Origin of the sequence: Salininema proteolyticum (assembly GCF_042685645.1) — a bacterium.
GTDB lineage: Bacteria > Actinomycetota > Actinomycetes > Mycobacteriales > Micromonosporaceae > Salininema > Salininema proteolyticum.
Genome location: NZ_JBHUNX010000001.1, coordinates 3,239,424 through 3,260,802, shown reverse-complemented (window position 1 = coordinate 3,260,802; position 21,379 = coordinate 3,239,424). Strand labels below are relative to the sequence as shown.

Below are 21,379 nucleotides of genomic sequence, written 5' to 3'. Positions count from 1 at the left end.
TGATGGCCGCAGGAGGTCGCATGGAGAGAACGGAACAGGCCGGGTTGCTGGACTTTGTGGAGCGTTTCGCCCAGATACTCGCCGACTCGGGAATGCAGAAGATGACGGCGCGCGTCTTCTCCTACATCCTCATCGAGGACGCCACGACCTACACCGCCGCCGAGCTCTCGGAAGGGCTCGGCGTCAGCCGCGCGGCCATCTCGGGCGCCGTCCGCGACCTCGTCAACGGCGGCCTCATCGCCAAGTCCCGCCGCGCCGACACCCGCGCCGACGTCTACGCCATCGACGAAGATGACGTCTGGGGCAGGATCATGTTCTCCCGCACCCCGCTGATCGACCGCTACCGCGAGGTCGCGCTGGAAGGGGCCGCGAACCTCCCCTCCGGGCCGGGGCGCGAGCGGATGCTGCTGACGGCCGAGTTCATGGAGTTCACCATCCACGAGTTCGAGGGCATGCGCGAACGCTGGAACGACTTCCGGCGCCGACGCCGCGAACAGACCGTCGGCGAGCCGGGCGGGGAGGCGGAAGAGGAGGCCACCGCCGGGAACGCCTGACGCTCGGCGGCGCGCGTCACGGCGGGTTCCGCACCTCCCCGGAGGTCCGGTATATTGAGGGTGCAACCCGTCAGAGACCCGCACACGGAGGACCCCAGTGGCCGACGACACCGGTAAGAAGACCACGGGCAAGAAGTCGCCCAAGAACGCCAAGCGCAAGGGCGGACTCGGCCTGTTCTTCCGCCAGGTCATCGAACAGCTCCGCAAGGTCGTCTACCCCACCAAGAAGCAGCTGGTCACCTACTCGATCGTGGTGCTGATCTTCGTGCTGTTCATGATGGCCTACATCGGCGGACTCGACTGGGTGTTCCGCGAGGGGATCCAGCGCGCCTTCGGCGCCGAGTAGATGATTGCTTCCTGTCGGTGGTGACCGCGGAATCGCGCCCCAGCACGCCGTCTCCGCCCTTTCGGGTGGTCGGACGTCCGCCGGGACGCCTCGACCGCGCGAAAGAACGGATCCGACGCACTGGGACACGATTCCGCTCCTTGCGTAGGACACCGGATCGCCGCCGACGCTCCGCGCGGCGCCGATGAGAAACACTCGTCTAGGACCCCGGCCGAACACCGCACCGACCTCTCGGCCCGCCTCGCGGGCCGTAATCTTCACTACTCCGCATTGCGCTGGGCGCCTGCCGTCTCGCGGTGGGGGCGCTCTCCGGTTACCCTGGAATCGGACGCCGCATCGGCCGTCCTCCTGGAATTTTCCCGAAACAGAACCTACGCTGTAGGGGAGCCGCCCGCGAACGCGGGAGACCCTACTGCACACCGAGTTGGAATGCGAGTAAGACGTGTCGGAGTTCGACGAAGCCCTGAAGAAAGACGCCGAGGCCGCCGCCGCGGCTGCCGCCGCCGAGGACGCCGACTCCGCCCGTGAAGAGGCCGAGGCCGAAGAGCCCGAAAAGCCGGAGGTCGACCCGGCAGAGGCGCTGCGCTCCAAGTACCGCTTCGCGCCCGGCGAGTGGTACGTGCTGCACTCCTACGCCGGCTTCGAGAACCGCGTCCGCTCCAACCTGGAGAGCCGCACCCAGTCCTTCGACATGGAGGACTACATCTACGAGATCCAGGTGCCGACCCACACCGAGGTCGAGATCAAGAACGGCAAGCGCTCAAAGGTCGAGGCCAAGGTCTTCCCGTCCTACGTCCTGGTGCGCATGGAGATGACCCCCGAGTCCTACTCCGTCGTCCGCCAGACCCCCGGCGTGACCGGCTTCGTGGGCGTCGTCGACCGCACCGACCGCCCCAGCCCGCTGTCCCTCGAAGAGGTGATCAAGTGGCTGCTGCCGCGCGAGGAGAAGGCCGAGGCGACCGGCGAGGAGTCCGCCGAGGAGTCCGCTCCGGAGGTCAAGGTCGACTTCGCCGAGGGCGAGTCCGTGACCGTGGTGGACGGCGCCTTCGCCTCCATGCCGGCCACCATCTCCGAGATCAACGCCGAGAGCCAGAAGCTCAAGGTCCTCGTCTCCATCTTCGGCCGCGAGACGCCGGTCGAGCTCAACTTCAACCAGGTCGCGAAGCTGTAGCGCGCGGCCTGGACGCGGACGGAGCGCACGCCGGACGGTTCTGAGCCGAACCGGACGCGCCGCCTCCGGCCCCGAGACTCGAAGGCCCGGCGGACCGCCGCCGGGCCTTTCCCGTGTCCGCGGGATGTAACGGGTGGCATAAAGCACCGGGAGCGCCGTACCGGCGCGGCCGCCGTCCGAGTAGGCTGGAGAGGTTGCACCCCGCCTAGCTACGGTGCTGCTCTCTTGCGGCCCCGCGGGTGCGACATCGAGAAATCTACTACCCAGGAGATAGATACACGATGGCTCCCAACAAAAAGGCCGTTGTGACGTTCAAGCTCGAACTCACGGGTGGACAGGCGACCCCGGCGCCGCCGGTCGGTCCCGCCCTGGGTCAGCACGGCGTCAACATCGTCGAGTTCACCAAGGCCTACAACGCCGCCACCGAGAACCAGCGGGGCGAGATCGTCCCGGCCGAGATCACCGTCTACGAGGACCGTTCCTTCACGTTCGTCCTCAAGACCCCGCCGGCCGCCAAGCTGCTGCTCAAGGCCGCGGGCGTCCAGAAGGGATCCGGAGAGCCGCACCGCGAGAAGGTCGGCAAGGTCTCGATGGACCAGGTCAAGGAGATCGCCGAGAAGAAGATGCCCGACCTGAACGCCAACGACATCGACGCCGCCGCGAAGATCGTCGCCGGCACCGCCCGCTCCATGGGCATCAACGTCGAGTAGAACGACACAGACCTGACAGCCAGTGGGAGGGTGGCGCTCGCCCCCACCACGACATCTCAAGGATGATTCGATGAAGCGCGGAAAGAAGTTCAACGACCTCGCCAAGAAGGTCGACCGTTCGCGGCTGTACACGCCTGAAGAGGCCGTGCAGCTCGCCAAGGAAACCAACCCGGCCAAGTTCGACGCCACCGTCGAGGTCGCCCTGCGGCTCGGGGTCGACCCCCGCCAGGCCGACCAGCTGGTGCGCGGCACCGTCTCCCTGCCCAACGGCACGGGCAAGACCGTCCGCGTCATCGCCTTCGCCGAGGGCCCGGCCGCCGAGGCGGCCACCGAGGCCGGCGCCGACGAGGTCGGCTCCGACGAGCTGATCAAGCGGATTCAGGAGGGCTGGCTCGACTTCGACGCCGCCGTCGCCACTCCGGACCAGATGGCCAAGATCGGCCGTATCGCGCGCATCCTGGGGCCGCGCGGTCTCATGCCGAACCCGAAGACGGGCACCGTCACGCCGGACGTGGCCAAGGCCGTCAAGGAGATCAAGGGCGGAAAGATCACCTTCCGCGTCGACAAGCACGCGAACCTGCACTTCGTCATCGGCAAGACCGGCTTCACCGCCGAGCAGCTGACGGAGAACTACGCCGCGGCCGTCGACGAGATCGTGCGTCTCAAGCCCTCGAGCTCGAAGGGCGTCTACGTCAAGAAGTCGACGGTGACCACCACGATGGGTCCGGGAATCCCCGTCGAGACGCCGAAGATGAAGGCCTAGCCGAAGCCTTAAGCGTCACACTGTGATCTGGCCCGGGACGGAGACCCGTCCCGGGCCTTTCCGCGTCCGCACTGCTATGCTTGAATCGTTTTCCACAACCCGAAGACCGCAGGCTGCCGGAAACGGCGTAAACGGGCCCTCCAGAGGAGGGGCGAACCCGGCCCGCGCAGGGCGATTGAAAAGCAATTCATGGTGAATTCCGCGCTCCCGCGCGCTCCCATCTTTTGTATTCGACGCCCGTTGAGGCGTCATTTTTTATGTCGCCTCCTAACGGTTGGGGAAGGCCGAGCCATCTCCACTAGGCCGAAGAAAGGAGGGAAACATGGCTGAACGGGAATACCCGGCGGAAAAGCTTTCCGCCATCTCCGAGCTGACCGACGACTTCTCGAACGCCGGCGCCGCCGTGCTCACCGAGTACCGCGGACTGTCCGTCGACGAGATCCAGGAGCTCCGTCGTTCCCTCGGCGCGGGCGTGAAGTACCGCGTCGCCAAGAACACCCTTGCCAAGCGCGCTGCCAACGCCGCGGGCGTGAGCGAGCTTGACGACCTGTTCACGGGTCCGACCGCCATCGCCTTCGTCGAGGGCGAGCCGGTCGAGGCCGCGAAGGCCCTGCGTGATTTCTCCAAGGATCACGAGGCGCTGGTCATCAAGGGCGGAGTCATGGACGGCGAAGCGCTGTCCGTCGACGAGATCAAGAAGCTTGCCGACCTGGAAAGCCGCGAGGTCCTCCTCGCGAAGCTGGCCGGCGCGCTCAAGGGCGGGCAGCAGAAGGCCGCGAGCCTTTTCAACGCCCCGCTCTCGCAGGTCGCCCGTCTGGGCGCCGCCCTGCAGGACAAGAAACAAGCTGCCGGCGAGTAGTCGCCGATAATCGAAAGGAATCACCATGGCTAAGCTTTCCACCGAAGAGCTGCTCGAGCAGTTCGAGGGCATGACCCTGCTGGAGCTCTCCGAGTTCGTCAAGGCCTTCGAGGACAAGTTCGACGTCACCGCCGCCGCCCCCGTCGCGGTCGCCGCCGCCGGCGCCGCCGCCGGTGGAGCCGAGGAGGCCGAGGAGAAGACCGACTTCGACGTCGTCCTCGAGGCCGCCGGCGACTCCAAGATCAAGGTCATCAAGGAGGTCCGCGGACTGACCGGTCTCGGCCTCAAGGAGGCCAAGGAGCTCGTCGAGGGCGCCCCGAAGGCCGTTCTCGAGGCCGCCAAGAAGGAAGACGCCGAGAAGGCCAAGGAGGCCCTCGAGGGCGCCGGCGCCTCGGTCTCCCTCAAGTAAGGGACACCACGCGAAACTTCCACGGGTTTCCTGCGGGGCCGCTTGCGGTCTCGTAGGGTGAGGACCCGTCAGGGCTCTCCCAGTCCTCATGTGTCTGAGGCCGGGGGCCGCGCTTCGGCGCGGTCCCCGGTTTTTCGTCGTTCTAGAGCACTTCCATTGCGCCCCATGGGGAGGGGTCGGCGAGATTCAGAGGAATCTCATACCGGTGGACGACGGGCTTGACGTGCGGGTACCTCATGCGTCACACTAGGTCTTGCTTGAAGGGCTCCTTCTTGTGGGAGTCGGACGGAGGCGGTGACGCGATGTCATACCTCTGGGTTAAACTTCTGGCAAACAGGTCGTGCAACCGGCCCGTCCGACGCACCATGGTGTGTCAGGGCAGTCCGTCGCCTCGGTCTGCAGCGCAACCACCACGGCGTCCCGCCGCACAGCGCTCCCCGCGACACGGTCGCGGCATGGCGCGCCTCACTAACGTCAGGGTTTGACGCCTCTGATATTCTCATATACACTATTAATTTGCGCTGCCCTGTTCATGTCGCATTTGTGTGCAGGGACACAGACTGAACTCTCCGACGGACCATGATCAGGGCCGATCTGCCACGGTCGGCACGACGGTGGACCCATCGGAGAGCTTATAAGGCCGGCCATCCACCAGTCAGCAATCTAGTAGTCGATGAGTGAACCGACTCACCAAGGGCTGTTCCGGGTGCCGCATTCCTTCCGTCTCGTTCCTGCGACACAGTGACCCGCAGTGCACCGGCCGTCATCCGCATCTGTCCTCGGAAGGACGTATCTTGGCAGCTTCCCGCACTGGCAAGACCAGCTCTAGGAGTAAGCACGCACCGCGCCGAACATCGTTCGGCAGGATTGAGGAAATCCTCGAAGTGCCCGACCTGCTGGCGCTTCAAACGCACTCGTTCGACTGGCTCGTCGGCAACGAGGCGTACCGTTCCCGCTATGGAGCGGACGCCCCGTGCGGCCTGGACGAGATCCTGGAGGAGATCAGCCCGATCGAGGACTTCTCGGGGGCCATGTCGCTCTCCTTCTCCAACCCTCGTTTCGACGAGGTCAAGGCTTCGATCGAAGAGTGCCGCGAGAAGGATCTCACCTACTGCGCGCCTCTGTTCGTCACCGCAGAATTCATCAACAACACCACCGGCGAGATCAAGAGCCAGACGGTCTTCATGGGCGACTTCCCCATGATGACCCCGAAGGGCACCTTCATCATCAACGGCACCGAGCGTGTCGTCGTGAGCCAGTTGGTCCGTTCCCCGGGCGTCTACTTCGACAAGCACCCGGACAAGACCTCCGACCGCGACCTCACCAACGCCAAGGTCATCCCCGGCCGCGGCGCCTGGCTCGAGTTCGACATCGACAAGCGTGAGACCGTCGGCGTCCGCGTCGACCGCAAGCGCCGCCAGGCCGTCAGCGTCCTGCTGAAGGCCCTGGGCTGGGACAACGACAAGATCCGCGAGCGCTTCGGCTGGTCCGAGCTCATGATGGCGACCCTCGAGAAGGACACCATCAACTCGCAGGACGAGGCCCTGCTCGACATCTACCGCAAGCTGCGTCCCGGCGAGCCGCCGACCAAGGACAACGCCCAGGCGCTGCTGGAGAACCTGTTCTTCAACGAGAAGCGCTACGACCTGGCCAAGGTCGGCCGCTACAAGGTCAACAAGAAGTTCGAGCTGGAGACGCCGATCGAGGTCGGCACCCTCACCGAGGACGACCTGGCCGCCACGCTGGAGTACATGCTCCGCCTGCACCAGGGCGAGTCCGGCTTCGACGCCGACGACATCGACCACTTCGGCAACCGCCGCGTGCGCACCGTCGGCGAGCTGATCCAGAACCAGATCCGCGTCGGCTTCTCCCGCATGGAGCGCGTCGTGCGCGAGCGCATGACCACCCAGGACGTCGAGGCCATCACGCCGCAGACGCTCATCAACATCCGCCCGGTCGTGGCCGCGATCAAGGAGTTCTTCGGAACCTCCCAGCTGTCGCAGTTCATGGACCAGGTCAACCCGGTCGCGGGTATGACCCACCGCCGTCGCCTCTCGGCGCTCGGCCCGGGCGGCCTGTCGCGCGACCGCGCGGCGATGGACGTCCGAGACGTCCACCAGTCGCACTACGGCCGCATGTGCCCGATCGAGACGCCGGAAGGCCCGAACATCGGCCTCATCGGCTGTATGTCGACCTATGCGCGCGTCAACCCGTTCGGTTTCCTCGAGACGCCCTACCGCAAGGTGGAGGACGGCAAGGTCACCGAGCAGATCGACTACCTGACCGCCGATGAGGAAGACCGCTTCACCATCGCCCAGGCCAACGCCCGGACCAACCCCGACGGAACCTTCGTCGAGGAGACCGTCCTGGCCCGAGGCCGTCGCGGCGAGGCGGAGATGACCCCGCCGAAGCAGGTCGACTACCAGGACGTCTCGCCGCGCCAGATGACCTCGGTCGCCACCGCGCTGGTGCCGTTCCTCGAGCACGACGACGCCAACCGCGCCCTCATGGGCGCGAACATGCAGCGTCAGGCGGTGCCGCTGATCAAGCCGGAGTCCCCGATCGTGGGCACCGGCATGGAGTACCGCGCGGCGGTCGACGCCGGCGACGTGGTCACGGCCGAGGCCGACGGAGTGGTCGAGGAGGCCAGCGCCGACTACATCACCATCGTCCAGGACGACGGGATGCGCCGCACCTACCTGCTGCACAAGTTCCGCCGCTCCAACGCCGGCTCCTGCATCAACCAGGTGCCGCTGGTCCGCGAGGGCGAGCGCGTCGAGCACGGCCAGCCGATCGCCGACGGCCCGTCCACCGACAAGGGCGAGATGGCCCTGGGCAAGAACCTGATGGTCGCCTTCACCTCCTGGCACGGCCAGAACTTCGAAGACGCCATCGTCCTGTCCAGCCGCCTGGTCGAGGAGGACGTCCTGACGTCCATCCACATCGACGAGCACGAGGTGGACGCCCGCGACACCAAGCTGGGCCCGGAAGAGATCACCCGCGACATTCCCAACGTGTCCGAGGAGATGCTCTCCGACCTCGACGAGCGCGGCATCATCCGCATCGGGGCCGAGGTCCACGACGGTGACATCCTGGTCGGAAAGGTCACGCCGAAGGGCGAGACCGAGCTGACCCCCGAGGAGCGCCTGCTGCGCGCCATCTTCGGCGAGAAGGCCCGCGAGGTCCGCGACACCTCCCTGAAGGTGCCGCACGGCGAGTCGGGAACCGTCATCGGGGTGCGCACGTTCGCCCGCGAAGAGGGCGACGAGCTGTCCCCGGGCGTCAACGACCTGGTCCGCGTGTACATCGCGCAGAAGCGCAAGATCGGCGTCGGCGACAAGCTCGCCGGCCGCCACGGCAACAAGGGCGTCATCTCCAAGGTCGTCCCGCAGGAGGACATGCCCTTCCTCGCCGACGGCACGCCGGTCGACATCCTGCTCAACCCGCTCGGTGTCCCCGGCCGTATGAACATCGGCCAGGTGCTGGAGGTCCACCTGGGCTGGGCCGCCAAGGCCGGTTGGAAGCTCGAGGGCTTCGACGAGCTCTGGCAGCAGCAGCTGAAGGAGATCGGGGCCGACGAGCACCCGGCGGGCGTTCCGGTGGGGACCCCGGTCTTCGACGGGACCAATCCGGACGAGGTCCAGGGCATCCTGGCCAACACGCTGCCGAACCGCGACGGCGAGCGCCTGGTGGCCCCGACGGGCAAGGCGCAGCTGTTCGACGGCCGCACCGGCGAGCCCTTCCCGGACCCGATCAGCGTGGGCTACATGTACATCCTGAAGCTCAACCACATGGTCGACGACAAGATCCACGCCCGTTCCACGGGTCCGTACTCCATGATCACCCAGCAGCCGCTGGGCGGTAAGGCCCAGTTCGGCGGACAGCGCTTCGGTGAGATGGAGTGCTGGGCCATGCAGGCCTACGGCGCGGCCTACGCGCTGCAGGAACTGCTGACCATAAAGTCCGACGACGTGACCGGCCGAGTCAAGGTGTACGAGGCCATCGTCAAGGGCGAGAACGTCCCCGAACCGGGCATTCCCGAGTCCTTCAAGGTCCTGCTCAAGGAGCTCCAGTCGCTGTGCCTGAACGTCGAGGTCCTCTCGGCCGACGGCTCGGTCATCCAGATGACCGAGAGCGACGACGAGGTCTTCCGGGCGGCCGAGGAGCTGGGCATCGACCTGTCCCACGACGAGCCGGCCAGCGCCGACTTCGACTCCGGCCCCAAGGGCGGGGGCGGCTCCGCGCTGGGCGAGGTCCTCGGAGACGCCGGCCTGGGCAACCTGGCCGGCGGCGGACTCGGGGACATCCTCGGAGACAACCGCTAGCAATCGGCGTCGAGTGGCGGCGGAGCGATCCGCCGCCACCCCGCATGCGAACTGATTGACCGTTTGACGTTTTATAAGGGGAAGAGTTTAGTGCTCGACGTCAATTTCTTTGACAGGTTGAAGATCGGTCTGGCGACCGCGGAGGACATCCGCCAGTGGTCCCACGGCGAGGTGAAGAAGCCGGAGACGATCAACTACCGCACTCTGAAGCCGGAGAAGGACGGCCTCTTCTGCGAGAAGATCTTCGGCCCCACCCGCGACTGGGAATGCTACTGCGGCAAGTACAAGCGGATCCGCTACAAGGGCATCATCTGTGAGCGCTGCGGTGTCGAGGTGACGCGCTCCAAGGTCCGCCGCGAGCGCATGGGCCACATCGAGCTGGCCGCTCCCGTCACCCACATCTGGTACTTCAAGGGCGTCCCGTCGCGCCTGGGCTACCTGCTCGACCTGGCGCCGAAGGACCTGGAGAAGATCATCTACTTCGCCGCCTTCGTCATCACCTCGGTCGACGAGGAGGCCCGCCAGCGCGACCTGCCGACCCTCGAGAACGAGATCGTCGCCGAGAAGCGCACCATGGAGACCCAGCGCGACGAGGCCATCGCCAACCGCGGAGCCCAGCTCGAGGCCGACCTGGCCGAGCTGGAGTCCGAGGGCGCCCGCTCCGACGTCCGCCGCAAGGCCAAGGACGCCGGCGAGCGCGAGATGCGCCAGATCCGCGACAAGGCCCAGCGGGAGATCGACCGCCTCGACGAGGTCATGGACATGTTCCGCAAGCTCGAGGTCCGCCAGCTGGTCGGCGACGACATGCTCTACCGCGAGCTGGAACTGCGCTTCGGCGAGTACTTCACCGGAGGCATGGGCGCCGAGGCCATCAAGAGCCTGCTGGACCACCTGGACCTGGACGCCGAGGCCGAGAACCTGCGCGAGGTCATCGCCACCGGCAAGGGCCAGAAGAAGCTGCGCGCGCTCAAGCGCCTCAAGGTCGTGGCCGCGTTCCAGTCCACCGGCAACTCGCCGATGGGCATGGTCCTCGACTGCGTCCCGGTCATCCCGCCGGAACTGCGCCCGATGGTGCAGCTCGACGGCGGCCGTTTCGCGACGGCCGACCTGAACGACCTCTACCGCCGCGTCATCAACCGCAACAACCGCCTCAAGAGGCTGATCGACCTCGGCGCGCCCGAGATCATCGTCGCCAACGAGAAGCGGATGCTGCAGGAGTCGGTGGACGCCCTGTTCGACAACGGCCGCCGCGGCCGTCCGGTCACCGGACCGGGCAACCGCCCGCTCAAGTCGCTGTCCGACATGCTCAAGGGCAAGCAGGGCCGCTTCCGCCAGAACCTGCTGGGCAAGCGAGTCGACTACTCCGGCCGTTCGGTCATCGTGGTCGGCCCGGGCCTCAAGCTGCACCAGTGCGGTCTGCCCAAGCAGATGGCGCTGGAGCTGTTCAAGCCGTTCGTGATGAAGCGCCTGGTCGACCTGAACCACGCGCAGAACATCAAGAGCGCCAAGCGGATGGTCGAGAGGGCCCGACCGGTCGTGTGGGACGTCCTCGAAGAGGTCATCACCGAGCACCCGGTCCTGCTGAACCGTGCGCCCACGCTGCACCGCCTGGGTATCCAGGCCTTCGAACCGCAGCTGGTCGAGGGTAAGGCCATCCAGCTCCACCCGCTCGTCTGCACCGCGTTCAACGCGGACTTCGACGGCGACCAGATGGCCGTGCACGTGCCGCTGTCCGCCGAGGCCCAGGCCGAGGCCCGCATCCTGATGCTGGCGTCGAACAACATCCTGAAGCCCTCGGACGGCAAGCCGGTGGCCCTGCCCACGCAGGACCAGATCATCGGGCTGTACTACCTGACGCACCGGGACGAGAACCGCCGCGGCTCCGGCCGCGCCTTCTCCTCCGTATCGGAGGCCATCATGGCCTACGACCGGGGCGAGCTGGAGATCCAGTCTCCCGTCAAGATCCGGATCACCCAGCTTCCCGGCGTCGACAACGGCGCCGCGGAGGAGTGGGAGCAGCCGCAGGACTGGCAGCCGGGCCTCCCGGCTGTCGTGGAGACCACCCTCGGGCGGATCTTCTTCAACGACTGCCTGCCGCCGAACTTCCGGTTCATCAACTTCGAGATCCGCAAGGGCCAGCTCTCGGACATCATCTACGACCTGGCCGAGCACTACTCGAAGGTCGAGCTGGGAGCCTGCCTGGACGCGCTCAAGGCCGCCGGCTTCAAGTGGGCCGGATGGTCGGGCGTCACGATCGGCATCGCCGACGTCGTCCCGCCCGCCCACAAGGACGAGATCCTGGGCCGGTACGACGAGGACGCGTCGAAGATCGACAAGCAGTACAACCGCGGTCTGATGACCGCGGAGGAGCGCCGCGGCGAGCTGACGGAGATCTGGACGAAGGCGACCGCCGAGGTCATGGAGGACCTCGACAAGACCCTTCAGCAGGACAACCCGCTGTGGCAGATGATCAACTCGGGTGCTCGCGGTAACATGCTGCAGCTGCGCCAGATCGCGGGCATCCGCGGACTGGTGGCCAACCCGAAGGGCGAGATCATCCCGACGCCCATCAAGTCCTCGCTCCGCGAGGGCCTGACCGTCCTGGAGTACTTCATCTCCACGCACGGTTCGCGTAAGGGACTGGCGGACACCGCCCTGCGTACCGCCGACTCGGGTTACCTGACCCGCCGTCTGGTGGACGTCTCGCAGGACGTCATCATCCGCGAGGAGAGCTGCGGCACCGACCGCGGGCTCGACTTCGAGATCGCCTTCGAGGTGGACGGCAAGCTCGTCCCCGCCGAGATCAACGAGTCGTCCGTCGACGCCCGCACCCTCCTGGAGGACGCGGTCGGCACCGACGGCGAGGTCGCCTGCGCGGCCGGCACCGCGGTCACCAACGACCGCATCGCCGAGATGATCGCCGCCGGCGTGGTCAAGGTGAAGGTCCGCTCGGTCCTCACCTGCGAGTCGCGCCAGGGCGTCTGCGCCGCGTGCTACGGCCGCTCCATGCCGACCGGCACCAAGGTCGACCTGGGCGAGGCCGTCGGCATCATCGCCGCGCAGTCCATCGGTGAGCCGGGAACCCAGCTGACGATGCGCACCTTCCACACCGGTGGTGTGGCGGGAGACGACATCACGCAGGGTCTGCCGCGTGTCGCCGAGGTCTTCGAGGCCCGCGTCCCGAAGGGCAAGGCGCCCATCGCCGAGTCCGCGGGAACGGTCCGCATCGAGGACGCGGAGAAGAGCCGCAAGATCGTGATCACGCCGGACGACGGCGGCGAGGAGATCGTCGTCGACAAGGTCCCGCGCCGTCTCCGCCTGCGCTACCAGGACGGCGACCACGTGGGCGTCGGCGAGAAGCTGGTCGAGGGAACCATCGACCCGCACGAGCTGCTGCGCGTGCTCGGGCCCCGCAAGGTGCAGCGCCACCTGGTGGAGGAAGTCCAGAACGTGTACCGCTCGCAGGGCGTGCAGATCCACGACAAGCACATCGAGATCATCGTGCGCCAGATGATCAAGCGCATCACGATCATCGACTCCGGGACCTCCGAGTTCCTGCCCGGCTCCCTCGTGGACCGCCAGGAGTTCAACGAGATCAACAAGGAGCTGATCTCCGGCGGCGGCGAGCCCGCCTCCGGACGTCCGCAGCTGATGGGCATCACCAAGGCCTCGCTGGCCACGGAGTCCTGGCTGTCGGCCGCCTCCTTCCAGGAGACGACCCGCGTGCTCACCGAGGCCGCGATCTCCGGCAAGTCGGACTCGCTCATGGGTCTGAAGGAGAACGTCATCCTCGGTAAGCTCATCCCGGCCGGTACGGGCCTGTCGCAGTACAGGAACGTCTCGATCGAGCCGTCCGCCGAGGCCAAGGCCGCGGTGTACAGCCTCGGAGGGTACGAGGACGCGACCACGCCGACCTTCTCCTACGGGGGAGGGGCGGCCGTGAGCCTCGAGGACTCCTACGACCTCGGGACTTACTGAGCGCCATAAACAGTGCTGAATGAAGGCGGCGGCCCTTGCGGGCCGCCGCCTTCGTGTCGTTCTGGCACGCCTTCGGTACGATCTCCGGCATGAACGGCACTGCGGCATTCCTCGATGAGATCGCGCCCCTCTCCCCGGGAGAGCGCTACCGGCGTCTGGCATCGGAGGCGAAGCGCCTCGGGGCCGACGGACGGCTCGGGGAACTGGCCGGACACGGCCTGTTCGGCGCGCAGACGGCGCTCTTCGCGGCGGCGAGGGCGGGCGAGCGGGAGTTTCTGGGACGGCTCATCGGCCACGGCGACGCGACGGTGGCCGCCTATGCCGGCGCCCTGGCGGTGCGGTGCGGCCCGCTGTCCGACGAGGATCGCCGCCGGGTCCTGGAGGCGGCCAAGACGGTGCGGATTCGCGTCTACCGGGAGGTGCGGCGCCAGCAGAGGAGCGGGACGGCCGAACGGATACTTCCGGCGGTCCGCGAGCACTTCGGCGACGCGGAGGCGGTCAGGCTGTTGCCGGCGTGCGGTGGAGAGACCGTGGCCCGGTTGCTGCCCGAGATGGGCTATGCGGTCGTGAACTGGAAGTCCCTGGCGCGGCGGCACCCGGGAGCGTTCACGGAGTACGCGCGGAACGCGCTTGCCGAGAGGCCGGAGTCGGCCCGCAAGTCGTGGTGGGAGCGCCACGCCGCGGGCATCGAGGTCGCGGGACAGGCCGACCCCGCCTCCTGGCTGGACCTCTCCCTGGAGAACCGCTGGAGTTCGGCGTCGACCCCGGGCAGGAGGTGCGTCCCCCGCTGGCTCGCCCTGGACCCAGAGAAGACGTGGACCCTCCTCCACTCGCGGGAGCGGGGGAACCGTCTTTACCACTTCGGAGTTCCCCGCTCGATCGGAAGGGCCCTGGAAAGGGAGCCGGCGGAGGCGATCGCCGGTCTCGCGGCGGACGGCCACGGTTTCTGGCCCTTCCGGAAGCTGGTCTTCTCACTGAGCCCCCGCAAGAGGCGGGAAGTCCTGGAGGCCATGGGGCCGGAACGCGCGCGGTCGGTCTTCACCGAACTGCTCGAAGAGCTGCCCAGGGACTACCGGATCGGCGAGGCGAGGAGACGGCTCCAGAGCCGCTCGGCCGAACAGAGCCGGGATTACCGGATGCTCCTGTACACGGCGCTGCCGTGGGCCGAGTCCCGGGAGACGCTGTTGGAGGGTGTCGGAAGGCCCAACGCGGCGCAGAGGGCCGAGGGCTACCGGCACCTGGTGGGCGCCGCGGTCATGGACGGCGGTCCCGACGTGCTCGGGGAGGTCCTCTCCCATGCGAAGAGGGCCGTGGCGGATCAGGACCAGGTGCGGTCCGCCGTCCTGGAGACGTTGGCCCGGGTGCCGGCCGCGGCCTGGCGCGAGGAGCACGTGGAGCGGTTGCGGGAGCTGCTGGAGACGGCCCTCCGCTCCCCTTGGCGCACCGGCGAGACGGACAGAGCCGTCATCGATCTGGCCGTCCGGTTGCGGGACGCGGGCTTCGGCGAGTTCGCCATGGAGGTCTTCGAGAGCATCGCCCGCCTGGGCGATGTGGAGGAGGTGCGGCGCGGACTCGCCATGCTGTCGAGGGACGAGGCCGTGGAGCTCGCGCTTCGGAGCATGGCGGTGCTGCGCGACCAAGTGTCCCTGGGGCGGACCAGGTTGCTGCGGAGGTTCGCCCGTCGGCTCGGACGCGACGCGCACCGGGTGGCCGGCTTCGAGGAATTGCTGGCCGAGGTCGTGTTCGGTGACGACGCGGTCGCGGCGCAGAAGACCGTGGAGCTGTGGCTAGGTTCGGGGCCGGACCGGTCGGGGCGCCTCGGGCTCCTGGAAGGGACCGGGCTGCTGCCGGTTCCGGGAGTCTTCGCACGAGTCGCTAGGCACCGTCCGGACATGGTGGCGCGGTGGTTGGAGCGGGGAGACGCCACGACGACGGGCGAGGCGTCGGTCCTGATGCGCCCCTTGGGCATCGCAGTGACCAGGAAGTGGCCTCCGAGGCTGCGGGCGGCGTTCCTGGACCAGCTCGGCGGACTGGTCGCGGACGAACGGCGCGACGACCGGGAGCGGGCCCGGGGTTTGAGGGCCATGGCCCGGTTTCCGGAGCTGGACCTCGCCCGGGTGAGCCCCCACCTCGACGACCCCGGACTGGTGGGAGCGACGGCACTGCTCACGCTCGGGAACGTTCGGGACGATGCGGCCTGGAACCTGCTGATCGACCGGTCCGGCGGGGACGATCTGGGGCTGGCGGCCCTGGCGCTGGGCGAACGCGGACGTCGGATGCGCCCGGACCTGCTCACCCGGCGCCTGAAGGACCTGACCGGGACCCATTCCCTGGAGAGGCTGGCGGTGGGCCTGTGGATCGGGCAGGGGCTCGAGGTCGACGGCGACCGGCTGCGCGAGCGGTGGGGCGCCGACCTCTCGGTCGGGCTGCGGGCGGAGATCGTCGCCCAGCTGATCGACCACCGCTTGGAACATCCCGCGGCCGGAGCGATCCTGGCCGACTCGGTCCGGTTCGGGCCGGACGTGTGCGAATCCGTTCTGCGCCTTGAACCGCACGGGGTCCCGGCGGCGCTCAAGGAGACCGTCGCGGGTGCGGCCGTGGACGCCTGCGGTTCCGGCGATCCCGACTTGGCCGAGGAGGGGATGGACTCCCTCAGGGCATGGGCGTCCACGGAGCCCGCGGCGGTCGAGGCCCTGGCGCGGATGGTCACGGGTATGGTCGGCGCCGCTCCGTGGCAGCGGGCCGCCGCGGCGCTGTCGAGGCTCGCGGGGGAGGGCACGGGGCTCGACCGCCTGGCCCGGGTGATCCGGCTGCTGCGGACGGTGGAGGAGCCCGAGGCGGAGGAGAACCGGGACCTGCCGGCGCGGCAGAGACTGTCCGCCCTGTGCAACTGGCTCATGCTGAACGCGGCGGGCAACCGGGAGGCACTGTGGACCGCGGCCGCGGAGATGCCCGGGCACCTGGCCCTGAAACTGCGCGCGCAGACCCTGGCCTGGGACTCGAGCCCCGAGGAGCTCGCCGGGTTCGCCGCGGGGCTCTCCCACACCCTGGAGGCCCGCGCCGCGGCCGACCGGTTCGCGCGGCGGATCTGGCAGGAGGGCGGCGAGCACGTCCCCAGCTTCCTGGAGAGCCTGGTGGACACCGGCGACGGCAGGGCGGCGCTGGTCGCGGCCTTCGTGCTCGACCAGGTCGGAGGCTCGCACCTGCCGTGGACGGAGCGCACGAGGTCCTTGGTGAAGGCGTTGCGGCGGCACGGGGACCCCGAGGTCCGCTATGTCGCCGCCGACGTCTGGACAGCGGGCGAGTTAGGGGTTCTCCAGCATGATCATGTTGGACCAGTCCGTGTGCTGGAAGGCCAGGCCGAAGACGTAGGACTCGACGGCCTCGTCGGGGGCGGGGTTCTGGATCGATCCGACCGACAGGACGAGGAAGCGTCCCTGGCGGGTCATCTTGTTGTGGAAGGCATCGGCTCCGGAGAAGTCGCCGCCGGTGCAGTCGGCGAAGCGCCAGTCGGTGCCCTCCCCGTGGCGGGACGCGACGGACTCGTAGGCCTTCTCGGCCATGACGGCGGTGTCCTCCTCGTCGAACTCGACGATCCACACGCAGGCGGCGGAGGCGAAATCGGCGTGGTGGAACCGGGCCTCCACCGAGCGGGCGCAGTCGTCGAAGGCGTCGGCGTATTTCGCGTTCTCCACCGCGAGGGTGCAGTTCTCCTGGTCGGATACGCCGTCGAAAATCAGCTCGCCGGTCTTCTCGGACCCGTCGGACTTGAGGGTGTAGGTGACCTCCGCGCCCGTCTCGGTCTCCTCGAAGAAGTCCTCCGCCCGGTAAGAGGGCCCGTCCTCGGAGTCCGAGCCGAGGTCGGGGACGGCGGAGCCGAGGTCGTCGAACGACCAGCCGGAGAGGGTATTCCAGCCCATGAAGAGGCCGCCGGCGGCGACGAGGGCGAGGACGACCAGGACGGCCGGCGTGGCCTTGGAACCCTTGGTGTTGGGGGTGACGGGCGGGGGAGCGGCGGGCTGGTCGGGCATGAGCGGGCGTCTTTCCGGGATCGGAGGCGGGACGGACCCATTGTACGGTGCGGGCGCGTATGAGCTTTCTGTGAAGAAATTATGATCCGTCGATCTACGGTGAGGGTGTCAGCGAGTCTGAGTCTCCCCGGTGAGGAGGCGGCGGAGCGCAGGGGTAAGTGCGCTTCGCCGTCTTTTCCGCGTCTGTGGATATCATGGGCGTTGTGGATGAAGACAAGTGGCGAGCGCTGGCTCCCGAGGACGACAGGCCCCGGGTGAGCGTGGCAGCGCCCGAGTCCCCCGGCCGCCACGCGGCCGACCCCGAGCCGGTCCCCAGCACCAAGATCCGCACCGCGGGCACCCTCTCCCACGCGGCTCTGCTCCTGTCTCCGCTGCTGGGTGGCTTCTTCCTCGCCCTGATGGCCCTCGAGCTGGCGAAGCAGGGCGAACGCGAGGTCGGCGAGTCGGAGGGATTCCTGCTCGGCGCGGGACAGATCCCTCACATCAGGCGCCGCGCGAAGACTGCGTTGGGCATCACCGCCGTCGCGGCCGCCGTGGCGCTGAGCGTCCTGGTCCTGGTACTGCTGCGGGTCTGGCTCGGCGGCGGGGCGGAATACGGCGACAACACCGTCTGAACAGGCGGTCTCCGCAATGCCGGACCGTCGCGGGCGGTTCCGGGCCCGAGGGCTCCGGAAGGGCGTTCGGGCAGATGAGTCGTGGTGCCGTTCATGCACAACCCGCTTGGGGACGGGGCGGGAAATGAGGTAAGATGGCAGCGGCTCGGGTAGGTCCGCACGGCGGTCGACCCGGTGTGATAGGGCCTACGGCCCGCTCCCGGAGCAGTTCTCCCGCACGTCGGACCGGATAAACTGCCTGAGCTATTCCCTTGTGCTTGGACACCGCGAACGTGCGGCATGACGGCCCTGTCTACTCCGGCAGCTCGGTCCTCGTGAGTGCCAGGCCAGGTTGCGTGCCTGCCTCCCGAAAGGGGGACGCCATCGGCACGCACGCCGCCGCCATGTGGCCCGGTATGGGCCATGCGGCCGTAAGACCGCGGGACTCCATCGAGATGGACGCGTCTGCCCCCAGGGCTTCGACCGGAGAGACGCGACACGTCCGAGCGCGGCGGCGGGAAGCGACGGCGAGAGCCGAGTGAGATGGCGGCGTCCGAGAGGGCGTAGGAACGTAACCGATTCCGCGGGAGACCGCGGACTGTTGAAAGGGATTAAGGCTTCATGCCGACAATTCAACAGCTGGTTCGCAAAGGTCGTCAGACCAAGGCCAGCAAGAACAAGACACCCGCGCTGAAGGGCAGCCCCCAGGCGCGCGGCGTGTGCACCCGTGTGTACACCACCACTCCGAAGAAGCCGAACTCGGCCATGCGCAAGGTCGCCCGTGTTCGCCTCATGAACGGCACCGAGGTCACCGCCTACATTCCCGGCGTCGGCCACAACCTGCAGGAGCACTCCATCGTCCTGGTTCGCGGCGGCCGTGTCCGCGACCTGCCGGGTGTTCGCTACAAGATCATCCGCGGCGCGCTGGACACCCAGGGTGTCCGCGACCGCAAGCAGGCCCGTAGCCGTTACGGTGCGAAGAAGGAGAAGAAGTAACCTATGCCACGCAAAGGTCCCGCTCCGCGTCGCGTCCTGGCGGCCGACCCGGTGTACAACTCGGTGCTCGTCACCCAGCTGATCAACAAGGTCCTCAAGGACGGCAAGCGCCGTCTCGCCGAGAGCATCGTCTACGAGGCTCTCGAGGCCACCCGCACCAAGACCGACGCCGACCCGGTGTCGACCCTCAAGAAGGCGCTCGACAACGTCAAGCCCACGCTCGAGGTCCGCTCCCGCCGCGTCGGCGGCGCCACCTACCAGGTCCCGGTCGAGGTCCGCCCGCAGCGCGCGACCACGCTCGGACTGCGCTGGCTGGTCGGCTTCTCCCGCGACCGCCGTGAGAAGACCATGGTGGAGCGCCTCACCAACGAGATCCTCGACGCCTCCAACGGCCTCGGCGCCGCTGTCAAGAAGCGCGAGGACACCCACAAGATGGCCGACTCCAACAAAGCCTTCGCCCACTACCGCTGGTAGTGAGACCAGGAGAGAACAGTGGCTAAAAAGAACAACGCCGGGCTTGAGAAGCTCCGCAACATCGGCATCATGGCGCACATCGACGCCGGCAAGACCACCACGACCGAGCGCATCCTGTACTACACGGGCGTGTCGCACAAGATCGGTGAGGTCCACGACGGCGCCGCGACCATGGACTGGATGGAGCAGGAGCAGGAGCGCGGCATCACGATTACGTCCGCCGCGACCAAGTGCTCGTGGGACGGCCACACCATCCAGATCATCGACACGCCCGGCCACGTCGACTTCACCGTCGAGGTGGAGCGCTCCCTGCGCGTGCTGGACTCCTCGATCGCCGTCTACGACGGTGTCGCCGGAGTCGAGCCGCAGACGGAGAACGTGTGGCGCCAGGCCGACAAGTACGGCGTTCCGCGCATGTGCTTCGTCAACAAGCTGGACCGCACCGGTGCGAACTTCTACCGCTGCGTCGAGATGATGGAGGAGCGCCTGGCGTCCTCCAACCCGGTCCCGATCCAGCTGCCGATCGGCACCGAGTCCGACTTCATCGGCATCGTCGACCTGGTCGAGATGAACGCCAAGGTCTGGCGCGGTGAGACCGGCCTGGGCGAGGCCTACGAGACCGAGGAGATCCCCGCGGAGGAGGCCGACAAGGCCGCCGAGTACCGCGAGAAGCTTCTGGAGTCGCTGTCCGACCTGGACGACGACTTCGCCATGAAGTTCCTCGAGGGCGAGGAGATCACCACCGCGGACATCAAGATGGCCATCCGAGTGGCGACCATCAACAACAAGATGAACCCGGTGCTGTGCGGCACGGCCTTCAAGAACAAGGGCGTGCAGCCCCTGCTCGACGCCGTCATCGACTACCTGCCCTCCCCGCTGGACATTCCGGCGATCCAGGGCACGAAGCTCGACAACGAGACCACCGACGAGCGCCACGCGGACATCAACGAGCCGTTCTCCGCTCTGGCCTTCAAGATCCAGACGGACAAGCACCTCGGCCGCCTGACCTACGCGCGCGTCTACTCCGGTCGCATCGACACGGGCACCCAGGTGATGAACTCGACCAAGTCGAAGAAGGAGCGCATCGGTAAGATCTACCAGATGCACGCCAACAAGCGTGAGGAGCGCACCTTCGCCGAGGCGGGCGACATCATCGCCGTCCAGGGCCTGAAGGGCACGACCACGGGCGACACGCTCTGCGACGCGAACGAGCAGATCATCCTCGAGTCGATGATCTTCCCCGAGCCGGTCATCGACGTGGCCATCGAGCCCAAGTCGAAGGCCGACCAGGACAAGCTCGCGACCGCGATCCAGCGCCTGGCCGAAGAGGACCCGACGTTCCGCGTCCAGACCGACGAGGAGACCGGTCAGACGGTCATCTCCGGCATGGGCGAGCTCCACCTGGACATCCTGGTGGACCGCATGAAGCGCGAGTTCAACGTCGAGGCCAACATCGGCAAGCCGCAGGTGGCCTACCGCGAGACGATCACCAAGCGCGTCGAGAAGGTCGAGTACCTGCACAAGAAGCAGTCCGGTGGTTCGGGACAGTTCGCCCGCGTCATCGTGAACGTCGAGCCGATGGAGATGGAGACCAACGAGTCCGACGTCTTCGCGTTCGACGACAAGATCACCGGTGGACGTATTCCCCGCGAGTACATCCCCGCCGTGAAGCAGGGCGCCGAGGCCGCCATGCCGGAGGGCATCCTGGCGGGCTACCCGCTGGTCGGCCTCAAGCTGGAGCTGATCGACGGTCAGTACCACGACGTCGACTCCTCGGAGATGGCGTTCAAGATCGCCGGCCGCAACGTCCTCAAGGAGGCGGCTCAGCGCGCCAAGCCCACCATCATGGAGCCCATGATGGCTGTCGAGGTCATCACCCCGGAGGAGTCCATGGGTGACGTCATCGGCGACATCAACTCCCGTCGCGGTCTCGTCCAGGAGATGGGCGAGCGGGGCAACGACCGTACGGTCAAGGCCCTGGTGCCGCTGTCGGAAATGTTCGGCTACGTCGGAGACCTCCGGTCGAAGACGGCCGGCCGCGCGAACTACTCGATGCAGTTCGACAGCTATGCCGAAGTCCCGGCGAACGTCGCTAAGGAAATCATCGCCAAGGCGACAGGCGAGTAGGATTGCGCGGTGGCGGCCCACGTCATCGCGTAATCTGACAGGC

General features: G+C 67.5%; 13 protein-coding genes and 1 pseudogene. All 14 read left to right on the top strand.

From position 1 onward, the window contains the following. Nucleotides 1-20 precede the first annotated feature (20 nt). The 14 genes and pseudogenes from ACFTE1_RS15105 (at nt 21) to fusA (ending at nt 21,336) form a co-directional block, all read left to right on the top strand. Complete coding sequence (locus tag ACFTE1_RS15105) at nt 21-554, top strand: GbsR/MarR family transcriptional regulator (protein ID WP_380621004.1); 534 nt, start codon at nt 21-23, stop codon at nt 552-554. A 97-nt stretch (nt 555-651) separates the two neighbouring features. Continuing rightward, nucleotides 652-900: a preprotein translocase subunit SecE gene (gene secE, locus ACFTE1_RS15100; RefSeq protein ID WP_380621002.1), complete on the top strand. Its 249-nt coding sequence runs from the start codon at nt 652-654 to the stop codon at nt 898-900. Between the two features lie 442 nt (nt 901-1,342). Next, a complete protein-coding gene (nusG, locus tag ACFTE1_RS15095) occupies nt 1,343-2,071 on the top strand; it encodes a transcription termination/antitermination protein NusG (protein WP_380621000.1) in 729 nt (242 codons plus the stop codon). 281 nt (nt 2,072-2,352) lie between these two features. Further along, nucleotides 2,353-2,781, top strand: coding sequence for a 50S ribosomal protein L11 (gene rplK, locus ACFTE1_RS15090; RefSeq protein ID WP_380620998.1), 429 nt, complete (start codon nt 2,353-2,355; stop codon nt 2,779-2,781). A gap of 70 nt (nt 2,782-2,851) precedes the next feature. Beyond that, nucleotides 2,852-3,544 (top strand): 50S ribosomal protein L1, encoded by a 693-nt coding sequence (gene rplA / locus ACFTE1_RS15085; RefSeq protein WP_380620996.1) that lies wholly within the window; start codon nt 2,852-2,854, stop codon nt 3,542-3,544. Nucleotides 3,545-3,866: 322 nt separating this feature from the next. After that, on the top strand, nt 3,867-4,403 hold the full coding sequence (gene rplJ, locus ACFTE1_RS15080) for a 50S ribosomal protein L10 (protein WP_380620994.1): 537 nt from the start codon (nt 3,867-3,869) through the stop codon (nt 4,401-4,403). 25 nt (nt 4,404-4,428) lie between these two features. After that, nucleotides 4,429-4,812 carry a 50S ribosomal protein L7/L12 gene (gene rplL, locus ACFTE1_RS15075; protein ID WP_380620992.1) on the top strand — a complete coding sequence of 128 codons (384 nt, stop codon included), beginning with the start codon at nt 4,429-4,431 and terminating at the stop codon, nt 4,810-4,812. A 794-nt stretch (nt 4,813-5,606) separates the two neighbouring features. After that, nucleotides 5,607-9,020 (top strand): annotated as a pseudogene (gene rpoB, locus ACFTE1_RS15070) (DNA-directed RNA polymerase subunit beta); the annotation flags it as partial. Between the two features lie 207 nt (nt 9,021-9,227). Then, the gene (locus ACFTE1_RS15065; protein WP_380620990.1) at nt 9,228-13,115 is read left to right on the top strand and encodes a DNA-directed RNA polymerase subunit beta'; all 3,888 of its coding nucleotides are present in this window, start codon (nt 9,228-9,230) and stop codon (nt 13,113-13,115) included. 89 nt (nt 13,116-13,204) lie between these two features. Next, the gene (locus ACFTE1_RS15060) at nt 13,205-17,209 is read left to right on the top strand and encodes a hypothetical protein (RefSeq protein WP_380620988.1); all 4,005 of its coding nucleotides are present in this window, start codon (nt 13,205-13,207) and stop codon (nt 17,207-17,209) included. Between the two features lie 140 nt (nt 17,210-17,349). Continuing rightward, the gene (locus tag ACFTE1_RS15055; protein ID WP_380620986.1) at nt 17,350-17,760 is read left to right on the top strand and encodes a hypothetical protein; all 411 of its coding nucleotides are present in this window, start codon (nt 17,350-17,352) and stop codon (nt 17,758-17,760) included. A 600-nt stretch (nt 17,761-18,360) separates the two neighbouring features. Further along, the gene (gene rpsL, locus ACFTE1_RS15050; RefSeq protein WP_380620984.1) at nt 18,361-18,735 is read left to right on the top strand and encodes a 30S ribosomal protein S12; all 375 of its coding nucleotides are present in this window, start codon (nt 18,361-18,363) and stop codon (nt 18,733-18,735) included. A gap of 3 nt (nt 18,736-18,738) precedes the next feature. Next, a complete protein-coding gene (gene rpsG, locus ACFTE1_RS15045) occupies nt 18,739-19,209 on the top strand; it encodes a 30S ribosomal protein S7 (RefSeq protein WP_380620982.1) in 471 nt (156 codons plus the stop codon). 69 nt (nt 19,210-19,278) lie between these two features. After that, on the top strand, nt 19,279-21,336 hold the full coding sequence (gene fusA, locus ACFTE1_RS15040) for an elongation factor G (RefSeq protein WP_380621695.1): 2,058 nt from the start codon (nt 19,279-19,281) through the stop codon (nt 21,334-21,336). The last annotated feature ends 43 nt before the right edge of the window (nt 21,337-21,379 follow it).

Coding starts and splice junctions, on each gene's coding strand:
- ACFTE1_RS15105 (WP_380621004.1), top strand. CDS start 21: ATGGAGAGAACGGAACAGGCCGGGTTGCTGGACTTTGTGGAGCGTTTC.
- rplK (WP_380620998.1), top strand. CDS start 2,353: ATGGCTCCCAACAAAAAGGCCGTTGTGACGTTCAAGCTCGAACTCACG.
- rplA (WP_380620996.1), top strand. CDS start 2,852: ATGAAGCGCGGAAAGAAGTTCAACGACCTCGCCAAGAAGGTCGACCGT.
- rplJ (WP_380620994.1), top strand. CDS start 3,867: ATGGCTGAACGGGAATACCCGGCGGAAAAGCTTTCCGCCATCTCCGAG.
- rplL (WP_380620992.1), top strand. CDS start 4,429: ATGGCTAAGCTTTCCACCGAAGAGCTGCTCGAGCAGTTCGAGGGCATG.
- ACFTE1_RS15060 (WP_380620988.1), top strand. CDS start 13,205: ATGAACGGCACTGCGGCATTCCTCGATGAGATCGCGCCCCTCTCCCCG.
- rpsL (WP_380620984.1), top strand. CDS start 18,361: ATGCCGACAATTCAACAGCTGGTTCGCAAAGGTCGTCAGACCAAGGCC.
- rpsG (WP_380620982.1), top strand. CDS start 18,739: ATGCCACGCAAAGGTCCCGCTCCGCGTCGCGTCCTGGCGGCCGACCCG.
- fusA (WP_380621695.1), top strand. CDS start 19,279: ATGGCGCACATCGACGCCGGCAAGACCACCACGACCGAGCGCATCCTG.